General features: G+C 51.2%; 19 protein-coding genes and 2 riboswitches. Of the genes, 7 read left to right on the plus strand and 12 right to left on the minus strand.

Annotation, left to right across the window (positions count from 1 at the left end; translation table 11 throughout):
• Nucleotides 1-142: 142 nt before the first annotated feature.
• Nucleotides 143-1,816: a M2 family metallopeptidase gene (locus B0W44_RS04250; RefSeq protein WP_077718918.1), complete on the minus strand. Its 1,674-nt coding sequence runs from the start codon at nucleotides 1,814-1,816 to the stop codon at nucleotides 143-145.
• A 188-nt stretch (nucleotides 1,817-2,004) separates the two neighbouring features.
• On the opposite strand from B0W44_RS04250, the gene B0W44_RS04255 reads away from it, so the two are divergent.
• Nucleotides 2,005-2,262 (plus strand): DNA alkylation repair protein, encoded by a 258-nt coding sequence (locus B0W44_RS04255; protein WP_077718919.1) that lies wholly within the window; start codon nucleotides 2,005-2,007, stop codon nucleotides 2,260-2,262.
• 52 nt (nucleotides 2,263-2,314) lie between these two features.
• On the opposite strand, the gene B0W44_RS18865 is transcribed toward B0W44_RS04255, so the two are convergent.
• From B0W44_RS18865 to B0W44_RS04280, 6 genes are all read right to left on the minus strand, one after another.
• A complete protein-coding gene (locus tag B0W44_RS18865; RefSeq protein WP_257788060.1) occupies nucleotides 2,315-2,437 on the minus strand; it encodes a hypothetical protein in 123 nt (40 codons plus the stop codon).
• Between the two features lie 76 nt (nucleotides 2,438-2,513).
• Nucleotides 2,514-3,146, minus strand: coding sequence for an ABC-2 transporter permease (locus B0W44_RS04260; protein ID WP_077718920.1), 633 nt, complete (start codon nucleotides 3,144-3,146; stop codon nucleotides 2,514-2,516).
• A 14-nt stretch (nucleotides 3,147-3,160) separates the two neighbouring features.
• Nucleotides 3,161-3,733 carry an ABC-2 transporter permease gene (locus B0W44_RS04265; RefSeq protein WP_149026926.1) on the minus strand — a complete coding sequence of 191 codons (573 nt, stop codon included), beginning with the start codon at nucleotides 3,731-3,733 and terminating at the stop codon, nucleotides 3,161-3,163.
• Between the two features lie 63 nt (nucleotides 3,734-3,796).
• Entirely contained in the window at nucleotides 3,797-4,663 is an 867-nt protein-coding gene (gene pmtA / locus B0W44_RS04270; protein ID WP_077718922.1) for a phenol-soluble modulin export ABC transporter ATP-binding protein PmtA, read from the minus strand.
• Entirely contained in the window at nucleotides 4,663-5,040 is a 378-nt protein-coding gene (locus B0W44_RS04275) for a GntR family transcriptional regulator (RefSeq protein ID WP_077718923.1), read from the minus strand. Before B0W44_RS04275 ends, pmtA begins: the two co-directional genes overlap by 1 nt.
• 143 nt (nucleotides 5,041-5,183) lie before the next feature.
• The gene (locus B0W44_RS04280; protein ID WP_077718924.1) at nucleotides 5,184-6,089 is read right to left on the minus strand and encodes a diaminopimelate dehydrogenase; all 906 of its coding nucleotides are present in this window, start codon (nucleotides 6,087-6,089) and stop codon (nucleotides 5,184-5,186) included.
• Between the two features lie 109 nt (nucleotides 6,090-6,198).
• Between B0W44_RS04280 and B0W44_RS04285 the strand changes: the two genes are divergently transcribed.
• The gene (locus B0W44_RS04285; protein WP_077718925.1) at nucleotides 6,199-8,256 is read left to right on the plus strand and encodes a penicillin-binding transpeptidase domain-containing protein; all 2,058 of its coding nucleotides are present in this window, start codon (nucleotides 6,199-6,201) and stop codon (nucleotides 8,254-8,256) included.
• Here B0W44_RS04285 and B0W44_RS04290 read toward each other — a convergent pair.
• Both B0W44_RS04290 and fumC read right to left on the minus strand, forming a co-directional pair.
• Entirely contained in the window at nucleotides 8,253-8,693 is a 441-nt protein-coding gene (locus B0W44_RS04290; RefSeq protein ID WP_077718926.1) for a YtoQ family protein, read from the minus strand. The two genes, B0W44_RS04285 and B0W44_RS04290, sit on opposite strands and share 4 nt — an antisense overlap.
• A 129-nt stretch (nucleotides 8,694-8,822) precedes the next feature.
• Nucleotides 8,823-10,214 carry a class II fumarate hydratase gene (gene fumC, locus B0W44_RS04295; RefSeq protein WP_077718927.1) on the minus strand — a complete coding sequence of 464 codons (1,392 nt, stop codon included), beginning with the start codon at nucleotides 10,212-10,214 and terminating at the stop codon, nucleotides 8,823-8,825.
• A 195-nt stretch (nucleotides 10,215-10,409) separates the two neighbouring features.
• Between fumC and B0W44_RS04300 the strand changes: the two genes are divergently transcribed.
• The 5 genes from B0W44_RS04300 (at nucleotide 10,410) to B0W44_RS04315 (ending at nucleotide 14,890) form a co-directional block, all read left to right on the plus strand.
• On the plus strand, nucleotides 10,410-11,819 hold the full coding sequence (locus tag B0W44_RS04300; protein ID WP_077718928.1) for an L-cystine transporter: 1,410 nt from the start codon (nucleotides 10,410-10,412) through the stop codon (nucleotides 11,817-11,819).
• 35 nt (nucleotides 11,820-11,854) lie between these two features.
• Nucleotides 11,855-11,965: riboswitch (SAM riboswitch) on the plus strand.
• Nucleotides 11,966-12,028: 63 nt separating this feature from the next.
• Nucleotides 12,029-12,138: riboswitch (SAM riboswitch) on the plus strand.
• Between the two features lie 90 nt (nucleotides 12,139-12,228).
• Entirely contained in the window at nucleotides 12,229-13,230 is a 1,002-nt protein-coding gene (locus B0W44_RS04305) for an aliphatic sulfonate ABC transporter substrate-binding protein (RefSeq protein ID WP_418304068.1), read from the plus strand.
• A gap of 29 nt (nucleotides 13,231-13,259) precedes the next feature.
• Nucleotides 13,260-13,703: an ABC transporter permease gene (locus B0W44_RS19190; protein WP_418304069.1), complete on the plus strand. Its 444-nt coding sequence runs from the start codon at nucleotides 13,260-13,262 to the stop codon at nucleotides 13,701-13,703.
• A gap of 18 nt (nucleotides 13,704-13,721) precedes the next feature.
• The gene (locus tag B0W44_RS19195; protein WP_418304087.1) at nucleotides 13,722-14,117 is read left to right on the plus strand and encodes an ABC transporter permease; all 396 of its coding nucleotides are present in this window, start codon (nucleotides 13,722-13,724) and stop codon (nucleotides 14,115-14,117) included.
• 14 nt (nucleotides 14,118-14,131) lie between these two features.
• Nucleotides 14,132-14,890, plus strand: a complete 759-nt coding sequence (locus tag B0W44_RS04315) for an ABC transporter ATP-binding protein (RefSeq protein WP_077718929.1) — start codon at nucleotides 14,132-14,134, stop codon at nucleotides 14,888-14,890.
• 63 nt (nucleotides 14,891-14,953) lie between these two features.
• On the opposite strand, the gene B0W44_RS04320 is transcribed toward B0W44_RS04315, so the two are convergent.
• From B0W44_RS04320 to ectA, 3 genes are read right to left on the minus strand one after another with little or no spacing between them, the layout of a single operon-like run.
• Entirely contained in the window at nucleotides 14,954-15,340 is a 387-nt protein-coding gene (locus B0W44_RS04320; RefSeq protein WP_077718930.1) for an ectoine synthase, read from the minus strand.
• Nucleotides 15,341-15,366: 26 nt separating this feature from the next.
• Nucleotides 15,367-16,614 (minus strand): diaminobutyrate--2-oxoglutarate transaminase, encoded by a 1,248-nt coding sequence (ectB, locus tag B0W44_RS04325; protein WP_077721253.1) that lies wholly within the window; start codon nucleotides 16,612-16,614, stop codon nucleotides 15,367-15,369.
• Between the two features lie 52 nt (nucleotides 16,615-16,666).
• The gene (gene ectA / locus B0W44_RS04330; RefSeq protein ID WP_077718931.1) at nucleotides 16,667-17,236 is read right to left on the minus strand and encodes a diaminobutyrate acetyltransferase; all 570 of its coding nucleotides are present in this window, start codon (nucleotides 17,234-17,236) and stop codon (nucleotides 16,667-16,669) included.
• Nucleotides 17,237-17,394 lie beyond the last annotated feature (158 nt).

Consider the following 17,394-nt stretch of genomic DNA (forward strand, 5'->3'; position numbering starts at 1 on the left):
ATAAAAATTAAGGTGCGCTGATTTTACATTATAAAAGCATGAAAGTTATTATAGACCTATGTGACCAATGAGTCAATCATTCAAATTGAAAAAACCTAAACCCGCAACGTTCGGGTTTAGGGGGAAAGTACGTGACCGTCTGCTACTCTTTTGTGTCTTTTTTTGTCGGCGTCTTTTTTCTCGGGGCTTTTTTCTTTTTCGTTTCGACCAGTTGTTCCACAGTGCTGACCAAATAGTTGACGTGGTGGTCGGGATTTAACTTTTCACCGGTCGCCTTTTCCAACAGATCGTTCCACTGGTATTTTGCGCCGTGCCGGAAGATATTTTCTTTCAAAAATTGTCCAACACCTTCGTGTTTGACCAAGTCGTCTCCGCCACTTCCGACTGTTTTTTCTATGGTCGTCCAGATTTGAGACGCCATCAATTCGCCCAGCAGGTAGTTTTGGTAGTAGACGGGGGCGACCGTAAAGTGGATTTTCGACGCCCAGTCCGGTTTATGACGGGCTTCCGGACACGGGACGAATTGGATCGTCTCGACGTAATGCCACCACCTCTTCGTCAAATCCTGGTCGGGGTTGGCGTACAAATCCCGTTCGAAGTAGACCATGACGAGGCACCAGCGCAGAAGGATCAATTGGGCTAAAACGGCTTGTTTCGTGAGGTTGATCTTCATGTTCTCAGCGGTTTCTCCATCGATCCCGGCGTAATGGGTCAACCAGGACACATTCTTCGTGAGACGGCCCATCATCATCGCGATGGACTCGGTGGAGGCGATGTGTGCCGGCTGTCGCAACACATAAGGCAGTGTCTCGTCGTGATATTTGTCGTAAACGGCGTGCCCCAGTTCGTGCAACAGAGTGCTCATCCACTTCTCGTTCGGCTGTAAATTACATACGATGCGCACGTCCCCTTCGCGGTCAATATCAGTGCAAAAGGCGTGCTGCTGTTTTTGATCCCGTTCGTACAGATCGCTTCGAGCCAGGATATCGGTTACATCGAAACCGATGGCTTTATAAAAGGCGGCGGCGATGTCTTCCAGCTTTTTATCCTGAAAGATGCGGTTCAAGTCGACGTCGAACACGTCAGGCGCCTCTTGGAAGAAAGGATCGACGTAATGCCAGTGGCGCAAACCTTCAGGGCGGAGGTCTTTGTAGCGGGAAGCGATAATTTTGTCCATTTCTCCTTTGATGTCAGCGTACGGCTGATCGGTTTTTTGCTTTAGTTCGTCCATTAGGGAAAACAGTTCACCTTCGTCGGTTTCCTGTACGGTCAGCATCATTTGGAAGAAATCGCGAAACCCGAGCTTGCGGGCAATGGCGTTGCGGTGTTTGACCAGTTCGATCAGTTTGTCGACAATTTTTTCGCCGATCTGTTTGCTGGCGTACCACGCTTCTTTCCGTTTATATGTATCCGTTTCCGTTTCTAGAATTTGCCGGATCTCGTTGTCACTGATGGGTTTGCCTTGATACGTTGCGCGAAAGCGGGTAAAGGTGCTTTCGATTTCAGCCGTGCGCTGAACTAACTCGGCAATGTCTTCTTTCGGAATCTGATTGGGTAACGCTTCGTTGTACAGAAGAGTTATTTGACGGGCTATCACAGGGTCGGATACTTCGCCGTCTTTTAACGTTTTCAACCGTTCAAACAGCTGTTCGTCTGCTAGTTTTTCTCGATACTGTTTTTCCAATTCGCTGTACTGTTGTTCGTATTGTTTGTCGCCAGTCGTCGTCGCTTTCCAGTAGGCGAGGGCGGCTCGTTTTTGCAAATCAGCCAGTTCCGGGACGAGGCGATCCAGCAGTGCTTGAGCTTGTTCGTCCATCGTTTCATCAGTCCTCCACAAGTTTCTCCACCGTTATTGTAGTGGAAAAACGATCGATTGGCTAGCAGCATGAGATTTTTTCTATCGGGAATAATATGAGGTGAGCGTATTTGTCCACGACAGCAAAGGCTATTGGTGCTGTGGCAAGACGACAGGAGTCACAGCATTCGAGAGGAGGTGCAGAGGGAATGGAAGGATCGGTGAGACCGTACTGTTGTCCGTCGTGTGGAACGAACCGCACCCGGTTCAACTTGATCGAACAAGTCGTGTCCCCTGTAAAGAAAGACCCCCAAAGCGGTGAAATTGTAGCGCGCGTGGCAGACGGTGATCCATTGCACTTGCCCTATCGCGGGGAAACGCTGCGCGTCCAGTGCGGGGTGTGCGGGTTGGTGGAACGTGAAGAGCGGTTTATTAAGACGGCGGAGCTGGCGGGTGGGATGCAGTAATAAGGACACTTGAGGCGAAAACACACCCGCCTTCTGGGCGGCTTCTCGGGCATTAAAAGAACGGCTTAAAGTCTATATCCACGCTAAGTCCAGCCGAAGGATGTGGGGCGTTCGTCACCTGCGTCTGGATGAAATTCTCCAGTATGACGGTCGACTGGGCCGTTTGGGTGGACATATTGAGTGAAGTTTAGATTGCGAAAACGCGTTTCTCATTTTTTGTATCGACGAGAGTGGAAGAAATATAAGGATGTTTAAAATTCCTTTTGTTCATACAAACGGATGGAAATAGACCGAGAAATGAGAACGGCTGCTATCGTTATACCGCATAAACCAATGATTGCGGGAATGGTGTACCGCTGCCATAAAATGGGCAACCCCCAAAAATCGTATGTGAACCCCGCAAAAAAAAGAATGGGGAAAACCGTAAAACAGAAGGCCATCAAGACGATAAATGCCAACGTGATAAACGGCGTTCCCAATTTGAAATAGAGAGGAAAGTAAACGGCCGTGAAAAAAGCGACCGCCATGGCGGCTAAAAACAGATCTGTCAGTTGCCCGTCATGCCTCGTATCCACGAATAACGACGTCACTTTTCCGACTGCGATAAGCACGGCTCCGACAAACAAAGTGGACGCGTATTTGGACGTCACAATTTGCCGCCGCGTCACTGGCAAGCTGTTCAGAAGCACGTCAGTGTCGTTTTTATAGTCAGTCATATCCATTCCGATCGTAGAGAACCACGTCATCATCACCGCAAACACGAGAGGGGTGAAAGGTCCCGTTTCGTTGTCCCAAAGAAAGGTCGGAGAAAGGAAAAGAACGGCACCCGCAATGAATAAGCCGGAGCGATTGCTGTAATAACGTTGGAGTAGTAAACTGGCCATGTCAGGACCTCCTGCTAAAAGTTTTTTGTTTCGTAAATTCGGGTCGCTGTCCACCACGACAAAAGTAAGAGCAAGGTCGTCACTGTGAACAGGCCAAACGACCACTGAAGAACAGTGTACTGTTGCCACAAATCCAACAGGTAGCTCAAGACGTCCATGGCGTGCGGACTAATTTTCGACAAGCCAATAAAACCTGCAAAAAACATCGCCAAGGAGGCAAACAGCATAAACCGCGGCCCCGCCAGGAAGTAGAGCGGCAAGTAAATCGAAAGAAACGCGCCAATCCCGGCATAAGTCAAGATGAGTGCAACGATTGGTGGCGGAAAAAATTCGACAGACAGTACACTTTGCAACAAAATGTGGATCACGGCTAAAATAGCGGCCGACACAACTGAAAACAACGACAAAATGACGTATTTGGACAGGACTACTTGGCGTCGCGTCACAGGTAAGCTGTTGATCAGCATATTGCTGTCGTTTTTGAATTCAAACAGTGTCATGCTGACGGGAGCCAACCACAAGAACGGGATAGCGAACAAAGTCGGCGAAACCGGACCGAAGGTTAACAGGGCGGACAGAGCCCCCACAACATCATCCCTAAAATGACGATAAAAAATATCCGGTAAAGCATCCAATCTTTCTTCAGCAAACTACGCACGTTGACCGCTCCTTGCCGTAAACACCATGATCTCTTCCAGTGAAGGACGCTCAAAGACGACTTCGTCCCCAAACAGCGACCGTGCCTGTGCCGCATGACGCGTCAACCCCTCAAACCCGACCCCCGTTTCATGCAACCCGTCAAACACCCGCCGCGTATCTGCATCCAGCAGTTCTTTGGCTCCCTTCACAATCAGGTATTGCTCCAGAATGGTGTCTTTCTCCTCGCTGAAGACGATCCGGCCGTCGTAAATATATGTGACGTAATCGGCGATTCTCTCCAAATCTGAAGTGATGTGCGTGGAGAAGAAGATCGTTTTCTCCTCATCTTGAATGACTTCAGTCAATATATCGAGAATTTCACTGCGGAATACGGGGTCGAGCCCGGACGTCGGTTCGTCCATGACGATCAAGTCGGCATTGTGAGACAGTGCGACGGCGAGGGCAAACTTTACTTTCATGCCTCGCGACAGTTGTTTGATCTTGCGTTTTGGCGGAAGGTTGAATTTTTTTACATAGTGTTGAAAAGTGTGTTCGTCCCACCGTTTGTAAAAGGGGGCGATAACCTTCTTCATCGATTCAACACTCAAGTGATCGTAAAAATGGTTGTCGGCATAAACGAAGCCAATGCGTTCCTTGATCTCTTTTTCGTGCTTTACGTTGTCCATCCCGAATACGTCTATAGAACCTGAATCGGGCTTTATAAGATTCATGATCAGTTTGATTGTCGTTGTTTTTCCGGCGCCGTTTGGTCCGATGAACCCGGTAATAAACCCTTTTTTTATGGAGAAGGAGAGACGGTCCAAACTGAATCCGTCGAATGATTTGCTCACATGTGTCAACTTTACGGCGTCTTCCATTATAGGTCCTCCTTGTACAGCAGTTCCAGCATGTCTTTCAGTTCTTCCAGGCTGATATCCAGTGTTTTGCTTTCTGTCACCACTTCTGTCAGTTTGTCCTCAATCCACTTCAGCCGTTTTTCGCGGATCAAATCGCTGTTTTGCCCCGCGACGAACGATCCTTTGCCGACGACGGACGTGATAAAGCCCTCTTGCTCTAAATCTTCATACGCCCGTTTCGTCGTAATCACACTGATGTGCAAGTCTTTCGCCAGGGCACGAATAGAGGGAAGGGCGTCCCCTTCCTGCAGTTCCCCTTTGAAGATGCTTTGTTTGATTTGATTTTTAATTTGTTTGTATATCGGTTCTTTCGACGTATTGGAAATAATGATATTCATGCGGAACCCCATTAGGTGATAATATTGTATTTACCGTGTATATTCAATATATACAAACGAAAGGCTGCTGTCAAGCCAATGTTTGAAATTAAAAACCGCAGGCATTATGCGCCTGCGGAACTGAAGTATGTTTTGTCATGTTCTCATACTAATCGCTTGATCAATTCTTCCCGGTCACCGTACATGAAATCAATAATCGGCACTTCAATCATCGTGTAGGCGCCGGGCTGTTGCTTGAACGTTGCGCGTGCCGCGGCCACAAGGACTTGTGACGTTAAGGCAGGGTTGTTGATCCGCATCTCGAAGTTGAACAGCTGGTTGTGGGTCGCACCGGAAACCCCTTTGCGCTCCATCGATACGCCGTGTCCCACATCAACCAGCTGCTGCACATCGTCGACTTGGATGACGTGTGTTTCGTCGTTGACGAAGTAAGGGTCGGCTAAAACTTTTTCTTTTACCGTTTCAAAGTCAGCGCCAGCTTCACACTCCACGTACACCATGCGGCGGTGAACCCCTGTACCTAGCGGGATCGTCATCGAGAGGGCGTCTTTCACACCGTCAATGGCTTTAACGGCGACAGAGTGTCCCATGCTCATCCCCGGCCCGAAATTCGTATACGTGACACCGCCGGGAGCCATGAACTCCAGCATGCTCCGGATCATGGAATCCGTTCCGGGGTCCCATCCGGCGGAAACAATGGCGACACTGCCGTGTCTCTTGGCGATGTCGTCTAATTTCCTTCGGACATCGGCGAGTTCGCCGTGTATGTCGTAACTGTCGACAGTATGAATCCCTTTGGACAAAATGTCGGATGCGTACTCTGGGGTGGTACGCGTCGGTGTGGCGAGGATCGCCGCTTCGACCCCTTCCAACTCGTCGATGGAAGTTGCGATCGGTACTCCGGCGAGTTCGGGTGGGACGTCCCGGGCGGAACGCGCGCGCCTCACAACGCCGGCCAATTCCATATCGGGAGCTCTGTTGAGGGCTTGTACCGCGTATTTTCCGATATTGCCGTAACCGACGACGGCGATTTTGTGGACTTTGTTCATATTTCATCACTCCTCGAACAAAATTTTAGCAGTATTACGTTAGGGGATAAAGTGTTGTTTTCATTTCAGGCAGGTCATATGATAGTACATGGGAGGGGAGGACAAAAAAATGTCAACAACGACCAAAACATTGAAACGACGCAGTGCGTTTTTCACGATCGTCGCGGCGGGGCTTCTGCTGTTCAACGCTTGTTCCAAAGGGCCGACACCGGAAGAGAGTTTTCAGGCGTATGTCGCGGACTGGGAAGAGCAGGACTTTGCCGCGATGTACGGGCGACTGGCGACTGAATCGAAGGAAGCTATCACAAAGGATGATTTTGTCGAACGCTATGAAAACATTTATGCCGGTATCGAAGTACATAACCTGAAGATCCAAACGAATCCTCCGGAAGATTTGGAGCCGGACGAAAACGGAGAAGTCCGCATTCCGTTCGAACTCTCTATGGAGACGTTGGCCGGTCCGGTCACGTTTTCCTTTGAAGGGACACTCATCCAGGAAGAGCAGGGAGACGAGTCGGGTTGGTTTGTCAAATGGGATGAGCGCATGATCTTCCCGCAGATGGAACCCGGCGATAAAGTGCGTGCCAAGACGGTCAAAGCGGAACGGGGAGAAATCACGGATCGACACGGCAGTGGGCTCGCTGTGAACGGCACAGCCGTTGCCATCGGCATTGTGCCCGGACAGCTGGGAGATGACGGCGCGGAAGCTAAATCACAACTGGCCGATGAACTGGGGATTTCCGTGGAAGAGATAGACAAAAAATTGGCTGCTGACTGGGTGCAGCCGGATCTGTTTGTCCCGATCGCCACATTGCCGCAAGGTGACGTCGAGCGCATCGCGGCGTTGATGGAGATTCCCGGCGTGACCAAACAAGATGTACCGGCACGCGTTTACCCGTACGGTGAGGCTGCCGCCCACTTGACAGGCTATGTGGGCGAGATCACGGCAGAAGAGTGGGAAGAATTAAAAGAAGAAGGGTACCGCAAGGACGATGTTTTAGGGAAAAGCGGATTAGAGCAGGTGTTTGAAGAGCGACTCAGAGGGGAAGACGGCGGGGTCATTACGATCGAAAGTGAAGCCGGTGAGGAAAAGGAGGTCATCGCTGAGAAAGAACCGAGACATGGAGAGGACATTCAGCTTACAGTCGACATGGTGCTACAGGAATCCTTGTACAACGAGATGAAAGGGGACGCAGGCACGGCTGTCGCCCTTCACCCGAAAACAGGTGAGGTGCTGGCACTGGTGAACAGCCCGGCATACGATCCGAACGCGTTTGTACTCGGCCTGTCAGGCGAACAGTGGGAGGAGTGGGAAGGCGACCCGAAAAAACCGCTTCTTAATCGCTTTGCCCAGTTGTTTGCCCCCGGTTCAGCTTTTAAACCGGTGACGGCTGCCATCGGTTTGGAGGCGGGCGCCCTTCGACCGGAAGAGAAGCGGGAAATTTCAGGAAGGTCGTGGCAAGCGGATGCATCCTGGGGGAACTACACAGTCAGGCGCGTCACCGATCCCGGCAAACCGGTGAACCTGCGTGACGCCTTTGTCTATTCGGACAACATTTACTTTGCCCAAACGGCACTTGACATAGGGGAAGAAGCTTTCCTAGAAGGGGCCAAAGGGTTCGGAATTGGGGAGAAGATCCCGTTTGCCTACCCGGTTAAAGCCTCACAGTTGGCCGGAGAGGACGGCATTCAAAGCGAGGTTCAGCTGGCAGACACGGGATACGGTCAAGGACAGGTGCTGATGAGTGCGCTGCACCTGGCACTGACATACACCCCTCTTGTCAATGGCGGAAATATGCTGGCGCCGCAACTGGAGAAGTCGGAAGGTGAGCCGGCGCAAGAAGTCTGGAAGGAGCAGGTGATTTCCGAAGAGACGGCCGAACTCATCTTGAGCGATTTAATCGATGTGGTTGAACACCCGAAGGGGACAGGCCGCGAGGCGAAAATTTCCGGTGTCACCATCGCCGGGAAAACGGGGACCGCTGAATTAAAGGAAAGCCAAGACGATGAGACGGGAACGGAAAACGGCTGGTTCGTCGCCGTGGATACCGATGACCCATCACTCCTCATCGCGATGATGGTGGAAGACGTAAAAGATCGCGGCGGGAGCCACTACGTTGTGCCCAAGGTGAAAAAAGTGATGGGGGACTTTTTGCGTTCGGATTAGCGCAATACGTACGCTAACGCATCCAACGCTTGTTCGACGTTATCCACGACGACGTCTGCTTTTTGGGCTAACTCTTTCAGGGCATGGTGCAAGTCGGGATGGCGGACGAGAATGAGCGGCTTCCCGGTTGCCAGCGCTGTGGACGCATCCATGGCCGTGTTCCACTGGCGGTATTTGTCTCCGAACAGGGCGATGACGACATCCGCCTTTTGCATGAGAATGCTCGTGCGCAAGTTGTTGAATTCCGATGCGGCTTCGTCTTTGAAAATGTTGTTCGGTTGTGTTCCCTTGATCTTTTCCCCGATGTTGTCGGACAGATCGTGGTCTTCCTGGGGACTGACGAACGTGAGGGGCAACTTTCTTTCGTTCGCTAATCTCCGGACGCGCTCCCGCCAGTCGTCGTGAATTTGTCCCGCTAAGTATACCGTGAGTTCCATCGAATTCCACTCCTTGTAAGTGATGCTTGAGGAATAGCTACTACCTTTAGTCTAAACAATGTGAACAAAACTTACAAACAAATCAAAACACCTGAACGGAGCAACCGCTCGGTTCAGGTGTTTGAAGTGTCATTTAACGTTCGGCTGAATCATGTCTTCTGGACGGACGAGGCGATCGAACTCTTCTGCCGTCAACAGTCCAGTCTTTACGGCAGCTTCTTTCAGTGTGATGTTTTCGGCAAAGGCGAGTTTCGCAATCTTCGCCGCATTTTCATAGCCGATGTGCGGGTTCAAGGCCGTCACCAACATGAGCGACTGGTTCAAATAGTGGTCGATGACGTCCCGGTTCGGTTCGATTCCGACAGCAGCCCGGTCGTTGAACGACACGATGGAGTCGGCAAGGAGGCGCGTCGACTGTAAGAAGTTGTAGATGATCACCGGTTTAAACACGTTCAATTCGAAATTGCCCTGACTGGCGGCGAAACCGATGGCAGCGTCGTTCCCCATGACTTGGACGGCCACCATCGTCACCGCTTCACTCTGGGTCGGATTCACTTTCCCCGGCATGATTGAACTGCCCGGTTCGTTGGCCGGTATCGTAATTTCGCCGATGCCGCAGCGCGGTCCGCTGGCGAGCCAACGTACGTCGTTTGCGATTTTCATCATGTCGGCCGCGAGGGCTTTGAGGGCACCGTGGGCATGCACGATTTCGTCGTGGCTCGTGAGCGCGTGGAACTTGTTTTTCGCTGAAGTGAACCCCTTTCCAGTCATGCGGCTCAGTTCTTCGGCGACGTAGTCCCCGAACTTCGGATGGGCATTCAGTCCAGTGCCGACAGCTGTTCCGCCGATGGCCAGTTCCTTCATGTACTGAACGCTCTCCTTGATCATGTTTTCGTCTTTTTCCAGCATCCTGTGCCATCCGCTGATTTCTTGCCCCAAAGTTAAAGGTGTTGCATCTTGCAAGTGGGTTCGGCCAGTTTTAATGATATCTTGAAAGTCTTCAACTTGTTTAGCAAATGTTTGTTTCAGTTTGTCAACGGAGGGCAAGAGCTGGTCTTCCACGGCGATGACAGCGGCGACGTGGAGGGCGGTGGGAAACGTGTCGTTCGAACTTTGTGAACGGTTCACGTCGTCGTTCGGGTGAACGCGCAGTTCACTGCCCTTTGCTTCAAGAATTTGATTCGCTCTCGTAGCGATCACTTCGTTGACGTTCATATTCGATTGGGTGCCGCTCCCCGTTTGCCACACGACGAGGGGGAAGTGCGCGTCCCATTTTCCGTCCAAAATTTCGTCGGCGGCTTGAGCGATGGCCTCTGCCTTCTCCGGTTCCAAGTTGTTCAAACGCCGGTTCGCTAGTGCCGCCCCCTTTTTGAGCATGGCGAAAGCGCGAATGACGTCCATGGGCATTTTTTCAGTGCCGATGGGGAAGTTTTCGTAACTGCGCTGGGTTTGCGCCCCCCAGAGTTTATCGGTCGGGACTTTCATCTCTCCTAACGTGTCGCGTTCAATACGGTAATCCATCGGTGAATCTCTCCTTGTCTCATGATTGGGCTAGCTCCATTGTACACTTTTACTGAGGCAGTTTGAAGAAGGGGCCGGTTCCCGTTCGCAAAGGAATTGAAGTGGCATGAGTGGACTTCACGTATGTCAAATTCATACTTGACATATCGGAATAAGTGAAATATGCTTTTGCGGAAAGCTGGAAGGAGGATCAAGATGACAAATGTTTTGATTGTGATCAATGTGGTACTGTTGCTCTTGTTTGCTTTAGCCTTGTTCTTCATGCAGAAAAATCATTTATCTTTTTCTAAACGTGTGTTTGCCGGTCTGGGGATTGGCATTGTCTTCGGCCTCAGCTTGCAATTTGTTTACGGCCCGGATTCAGAAGTAGTTGAAAAGTCTGTCGATTGGTTTAACATCGTGGGAAACGGGTACGTCACATTGCTGCAAATGTTGGTCATGCCCCTCGTCTTTATTTCCATTCTCGCAGCGTTTACAAAATCTCAGTTGTCACACAACATCGGCAAAATCGGCGGCGTGATTATCGGCATTTTGATCGGTACGACGGCGATTGCCGCCGTTCTCGGAATCGGTGCAGCCTTCGTGTTTGATTTGCAGGCGACGGAAATACACGCCGGAGAAGAAGAAGCAATCCGCGGCGAAGAACTGGAAGAAAGAATGGGCGAATTGGAAGGCATGACGGTGCCGCAGCGAATCGTGTCGTTGTTGCCGGGAAACCCGTTCTTGGATTTTACCGGAGCTCGCCCGACGTCGACGATTGCCGTGGTGATATTTGCAAGTTTCCTAGGGATCTCCTACTTGGGAGTCAAGCGAAAACATGCTGAACAGGCGGAGATGTTTGCGAAACTGACGGATGCGTTACACGCTGTTGTCATGCGGGTTGTCACGCTTGTCATCCGTTTGACACCGTACGGTGTCCTCGCCTTGATGAGTCGGGTTTCTGCGACGAGCGATCTTCATGCCATCTGGCAATTAGGTAAATTTGTAGTGGCGTCTTATGCGGCACTGCTGGTCATGTTTGCGGTCCACTTGCTCCTCATCGCCGTGTCCGGTCTAAATCCGCTGACATATGTCAAAAAGGTGCTGCCGGTCTTGACGTTTGCCTTCACTTCCCGCTCCAGTGCGGCGACGTTGCCGCTTAACGTGCGGGCTCAACACCAAGACCTGGGTGTACCCGAAGGTACGGCGAATTTCGCTGGGTCGTTCGGTCTCACCATCGGACAGAACGGGTGTGCTGGCATTTACCCGGCTATGCTCGCGGTCATGATCGCGCCGACTGTCGGTATCAACCCTCTCAGTCCTTCTTTCCTTCTGACGTTAGTCGCCGTGGTCGCGTTGGGTTCGTTCGGCGTTGCCGGTGTCGGCGGAGGAGCTACCTTTGCCGCGCTCATCGTGTTATCCGCGATGAACCTCCCAGTTGCTCTGGCGGGATTGCTCATCTCCATCGAACCGCTCATTGACATGGGACGTACGGCTGTCAACGTCAGCGGAAGTATGACGGCCGGGGTGCTGACCGGCAGGGTGACGGGAGAGCTAGACACGACTATTTATGCAACACGTCGGGGTATGACATTGCCTGTTGACGAAACAAATGCAGTGGGGTAAAATAAACTCAATTTTAAATTGACATTCAATTTCGCTTCTTATCCAGAGTGGTGGAGGGACTGGCCCGATGAAGCCCGGCAACCTGCTGATCTTTTCGATTGGCAAGGTGCCAACTCCTGCAAGACAGCGGTCTTGAAAGATAAGGAGGAGGAACGTGATTGACTGCCTTCTTCTTATCTAGGAAGAAGGTTTTTTCGTTACAAATATCACTCTTATCGAGAGCGGCGGAGGGACTGGCCCGATGAAGCCCGGCAACCTGTCGATCTTTTCGATTGGCAAGGTGCCAACTCCTGCAGGAACGTTTCCTGAGAGATAAGAGGAGGCATGCCATCCCTCTTCTTATGGGGGGATTTTTTGCTGTGGGGGAAGGTGACATCTCACTGTAAAAACAAGAGGAGTGAAGAAAAAAGTGCGGTACGTTTTCGTGAGAGTGGCGTTGTTCGTCACGGCGGTTACAGTGTTTTTCGTCGGCTGTCAACGTTCGGTGGGGGACGAGGCGGAAGGTGAAGGAGCGGACAAACCGGACAAAATTCGCTTGGATTACGCTTATTACTCCCCGGTAAGTCTCGTGTTAAAAGAAAAAGGCTGGGCAGAGGAGGTGTTTGCTGAGGAAGGGATTGACGTCGAGTTTGTACTCAGTCTCGGAAGTAACAAGGCATTGGAATTTTTAAACAGCAACAGCGTAGACTTCGGTTCGTCGGCGGGAGCGGCTGCACTCATCGCCAAATCAAACGGGACACCGATTGAGACTGTCTACATCTATTCTAAACCGGAATGGACCGCCCTCGTCACGAATGCCGATTCTGACATTCAACACGTGGACGATTTGAAAGGGAAGAAGGTGGCGGCCACTATTGGCACGGATCCGTACATCTTTTTGCTGCGGGCATTAAACGAGGAAGGACTATCAGCGGAAGACGTGGAAGTGGTGCCCCTCCAGCATCCCGATGGCGCCACGGCACTGTCAAAAGGAGAAGTCGATGCCTGGGCAGGATTGGACCCGCACATGGCTCAACTGGAACTGGAAGAAGGGGCGCACTTGTTTTATCGCAACCCCGAATTCAATACATACGGCTTTCTCAGTGTGCGTTCAGAATTTAAAGAAAAGTATCCCCAATACGTAGAAAAAGTGATCGAACTGTATGAGAAGGCGAGAAAGTGGACGTTAGACCATCCGGCTGACGCGACACGCATTTTGGCCGATTCAGCGCAGTTAAATAAAGACGTGGCCGAAATCGAAATGGGGCGCAACGATTTCTCCGATCCCGTTCCAGGAGCTGTGCACCGTGAAGCGATAAAAGCTGCCGCAGAAGTGTTGCAAAGCGAAGGAATCATTGGTGCCGATGTCGATATCGACTCCCTTTCCCATGAGCTCATACAGCCATCGTTTACCGAAAAAGTCGTTCAGTAATGCCAGGAGAAAAAAGGAGTTGGCGAATCGTGGCCCGATTACAAGAAAGAGAACTTTCAAAGCCGTATCGTTTTCCGTCTCAAGAAAGGTTTGGCAAAAAGGGGAGTGGCGCGAGCTTTTGCGTTCCACCTTTTCTGATCAGAAGCATCGTTCCGCTCCTCGTCGTCATTTTGTGGGAAGTCTTGAGCCGAGCAGGGCTCGTTGCCGACAAATTGCTTCCGGCACCTGCAACTGTCGCTGTGACCATTCTCGAGATGGTACAGGACGGCAGTTTGTGGAGCCATGTCGGCATTACTCTGTACCGGGTCTTGATCGGGTTTGTCATTGGGACGGCGGCCGGAGTCGTGTTCGGTGCGCTCGTCGGGGTGAACCGAACGGTTGAACAGTTATTCGACACGTCCATTCAAGCCCTTCGCTCCGTCCCGTCTATCGCCTGGGTACCGCTGTTCATTTTATGGTTCAGCATCGGGTAATCTTCCAAAATTACGCTGATTGCTGTCGGCGTGTTCTTTCCCGTCTACTTGAACACTGTCAGCGGTATTCGGAACGTGGACAGAAAACTCATCGAAGTGGGGCAAGTGTACCGCTTTAGCGCGTATGAACACATCAGGAGAATTGTCTTGCCCGCTTCCCTGCCATCCTTTCTCGTCGGATTGCGGAGTGGACTGGGCTTGGGATGGATGTTCGTCGTCGCTGCCGAACTGATGGGGGCCAGTGAAGGTCTGGGCTACTTGCTCGTCTTCGGACAGAACACGTCAGCCCCGCAACTCATCATCAGCAGCTTGATCTTGTTCGCTGTTCTGGGCAAATGTACCGATGCCGTGTTAAAAGGAGTGGAAAGGAAGGCGCTACACTGGCAAGACGGTTTGCCACAAAAAGGTAAGTAGAGGGGGTAGCACATGTGTTGAGTGTCGAACGAGTGACCCGCACGTTTGCCAACGGGAAGACCGCTGTTAAAAATATCAGCTTTACAGCGGAGAAAGGCGAAATTGTCGGCATTCTGGGGATGAGTGGATGTGGGAAGAGCACGCTCCTCCGCGTTATCGCCGGTCTGGATACGGGATACGACGGTGTCGTCAAGATTGACGGACACGTGGTGAACGGTGTGGGTGAAGAAACGGGAGTCATTTTTCAGGAACCGCGCCTCATGCCCTGGCTGACAGTTGTCGACAATGTCTGCTTCGGGTTGAAAGGGAGTAAACAAGAAAAATACAATAAAGCCCAGCGACTGATAGATCTCGTAAACTTGACAGGATTTGAAGAGCATTATCAGAAAGAACTGTCGGGCGGAATGGCACAACGAGTGGCGATTGCCCGGGCCCTCGTCACTTCTCCCGAGATCCTGTTGTTGGACGAGCCGTTTAGCGCCCTTGACGCATTGACCAAAATGCGGCTGCAAGATTTACTGCTCGATGTCTGGAACGAATGCCGATCCACGATGCTGCTCGTCACACACGATATCGACGAGGCTCTCTATTTGTGCGATCGGTTGCTCGTATTGCGCGGCCAGCCGGGAGAACTGTTTCGCGACGTTGCGGTCGAACGAGGACGACTGCGTTCCAGAGGAGATTACCGTGTGGCTGAACAGAAGAAAGCCATTTTGGACACGTTGAATTTGACGCACAGCTCCTCTAGTCGACGGGAACGACCTGATTCATAACGAATACTCTTTCCGATATTTTCAACGAAAATCGCCCGTTTCAATCGAAACGGGCGAAGCGGATTACTCCGTCTCAAGGGGGTAGTACCCTTCTTCGTTGTGGACCTCCTGTCCTGTGAGGGGCGGGTTGAAGACGCACACCATGCGCATGTCGGTTTTAGCCCGCAAGTAGTGTTTCTCGTTTCCGTCAAGGGCGTACATGGTACCGGCTTTGATCGGATACACTTTGCCGTCTTTCAGTGTTTCCACTTCCCCTTCTCCTTCGATACAGTAGACGGCTTCAAGGTGGTGTTTGTACCAAATGAACGTTTCGGTTCCGGCGTAAATGATAGTGTCATTCAAGGTAAATCCCATGTTGTCCTTCTTGAGCAAGAAACGGCGACTCGTCCAATTTTTATCGGATGTCTCGTTCTCTGTCCCGACAATGTCATCGAGCGATTTCACAATCATAGTTAAGCTCCCTTCGTAACCATAAGTTAATGGTGTAACACGTGTTGTATGCTTTTTTCCAGAATGTTGAGGCCGAGCGTCAGTCCTTCTTCGTCAATAGTGAGTGGAGGAAGGAGTTTCACTACCTCATCTTCTGGGCCCGACGTTTCGATAATCAGGCCGGACTCAAAAGCGTCGCGACAAATTTGACTGGCCAGCCCTTCTGGACCGCACGCAATTCCTTGCATCAGACCTCTGCCGCGTGCTTCTCCTTGCAACTCAGGGTATTTCTCGACCAGCACTTCCAACGTAGCCCGAACCTTTTCGCCTTTTTCTCGCACGGAGATCGAAAACGAGTCGTCTTTCCAGAAAGACAAGGCTTCCGTTGCGGCGACGAAGGCCAGGTTGTTTCCGCGGAATGTCCCGTTGTGCTCGCCCGGGCCCCACTGATCGTATTCCGGTTTAATCAACGTCAAGGCCATGGGCAATCCGATTCCGCCGATGGACTTAGACAGGCAAACGACGTCCGGTTGAAGCCCGGCCGGTTCAAAACTGAAAAAAGTTCCCGTCCGGCCGCATCCTGCCTGAACATCGTCGACGATGAGCAGAATGCCCCAACGTCGACAAATCTCCTCAACTTTTTTCAGCCATTCAAAACTGGCTGTGTTCACACCCCCTTCACCCTGCACCGTTTCGAGAATGATGGCGGCGGGGAGTGCGACGCCGCTCCCTTTGTCCTCTAGGAACATCTCTAAATACGAGATTGAATCGTGTCCCTCCATGTAGCCATCAAACGGCATCGAGACGCTATGATGCAGGGGGATACCGGCTCCATGCCGTTTGAAGGCGTTGCCTGTTACAGACAGTGAACCGATGGTCATGCCGTGAAAAGCGTTGGTGAAGCTGATCACTGTTTCGCGACCCGTCACCTTGCGGGCGATTTTGAGCGCGCTCTCGACTGCATTCGTTCCGGTCGGTCCGGGAAACATCACTTTGTAGTCGAGATTCCGAGGTTTCAGAATGACGTCGTGAAAGCGTTGGAGAAACGTTTTTCTGGCCGTCGTCCCCATGTCCAAACTGTGGGTGATGCCGTTTTGTTGAATGTAGTCGATGATTTTCTCTTGCATCTTGTCGTGGTTGTGTCCGTAGTTTAGGGCGCCAGCACCGGAGAAGAAATCGATATACTCGTTGCCGTCTTCATCCCACAACTTGTAGCCTTTGGACTTTTCAAACACGGTCGGCCAGTTTCGGCTGTAGCTGCGAACGGCAGACTCCAGTTCATCAAACACTTTCATCTTGTCGTCTAACGTAACGGTTGCCACTCAAGATCAATCCTTCCAGTTTAATTTAAGTAAAAAATGGCCCAACGCGGTAAATCAGCTCGTCTTCGTGCCCATTTTCTGGAAAATCTTCAGTGGAAAAACACTCCCTCACCTCACAAACGGTATTCAGTTTTTTCGCTAATCCTTGGAACAAATTTTGTGACGGAATGTTCGAAGGGGAGACGGTTGCTTCGAGAAAGTGAACGTGTTCGCACGAGGAACGCCCGAGTAAGTTGAGTAACATGCGCGTGCCCAAACCTTTACCGCGCTCGGCCTCGTCGACGGCAACCTGCCAGATAAACAGCGTGTCCGGAGCTGCAGGCTGAATAAAGCCTGAGACGAAACCGACGATATGTCCACGCTGTTCGATGACAACGGACGTGTCGGCGAAATACTCACACCACATGAGGTAGCTGTATGGAGAGTTGAGGTCGAGTACACTGGAGTTTTTGATCAAAGTCCATACGTCGGCACCGTCATCTTTAACCGGCTTACGGAAGGAATAATCGCCTCTCGTCTGTTTTTCAATCGTCGCGGTGGCAGACTTTTCACTATTGATGTTTTCACCTCCCCATTTTGTATTCCTTATAACCATAATCAGAAGATGCCTATCCGTCAAAAGTGTTTAGATGCGATAAATGTGGTTATGCCGTTGTCAATTGGGAAGGGAACCGATTAAGTACCTCACGGATGGTTTAACTTGTATATGAAGCGTTATAAACCTGCGCTGGTTGTTTTCGCAAGCCTTGCGAG

The organism is Novibacillus thermophilus (genome assembly GCF_002005165.1).
Lineage (GTDB): Bacteria > Bacillota > Bacilli > Thermoactinomycetales > Novibacillaceae > Novibacillus > Novibacillus thermophilus.

Excerpts from the sequence above, each read along its gene's own strand:
- B0W44_RS04250 (WP_077718918.1), bottom strand. The coding sequence starts at position 1,816 with ATGGACGAACAAGCTCAAGCACTGCTGGATCGCCTCGTCCCGGAACTG.
- B0W44_RS04255 (WP_077718919.1), top strand. The coding sequence starts at position 2,005 with ATGGAAGGATCGGTGAGACCGTACTGTTGTCCGTCGTGTGGAACGAAC.
- B0W44_RS18865 (WP_257788060.1), bottom strand. The coding sequence starts at position 2,437 with ATGTCCACCCAAACGGCCCAGTCGACCGTCATACTGGAGAATTTCATC.
- B0W44_RS04260 (WP_077718920.1), bottom strand. The coding sequence starts at position 3,146 with ATGGCCAGTTTACTACTCCAACGTTATTACAGCAATCGCTCCGGCTTA.
- pmtA (WP_077718922.1), bottom strand. The coding sequence starts at position 4,663 with ATGGAAGACGCCGTAAAGTTGACACATGTGAGCAAATCATTCGACGGA.
- B0W44_RS04275 (WP_077718923.1), bottom strand. The coding sequence starts at position 5,040 with ATGAATATCATTATTTCCAATACGTCGAAAGAACCGATATACAAACAA.
- B0W44_RS04280 (WP_077718924.1), bottom strand. The coding sequence starts at position 6,089 with ATGAACAAAGTCCACAAAATCGCCGTCGTCGGTTACGGCAATATCGGA.
- B0W44_RS04285 (WP_077718925.1), top strand. The coding sequence starts at position 6,199 with ATGTCAACAACGACCAAAACATTGAAACGACGCAGTGCGTTTTTCACG.
- B0W44_RS04290 (WP_077718926.1), bottom strand. The coding sequence starts at position 8,693 with ATGGAACTCACGGTATACTTAGCGGGACAAATTCACGACGACTGGCGG.
- fumC (WP_077718927.1), bottom strand. The coding sequence starts at position 10,214 with ATGGATTACCGTATTGAACGCGACACGTTAGGAGAGATGAAAGTCCCG.
- B0W44_RS04300 (WP_077718928.1), top strand. The coding sequence starts at position 10,410 with ATGACAAATGTTTTGATTGTGATCAATGTGGTACTGTTGCTCTTGTTT.
- B0W44_RS04320 (WP_077718930.1), bottom strand. The coding sequence starts at position 15,340 with ATGATTGTGAAATCGCTCGATGACATTGTCGGGACAGAGAACGAGACA.
- ectB (WP_077721253.1), bottom strand. The coding sequence starts at position 16,614 with ATGAAAGTGTTTGATGAACTGGAGTCTGCCGTTCGCAGCTACAGCCGA.
- ectA (WP_077718931.1), bottom strand. The coding sequence starts at position 17,236 with ATGGTTATAAGGAATACAAAATGGGGAGGTGAAAACATCAATAGTGAA.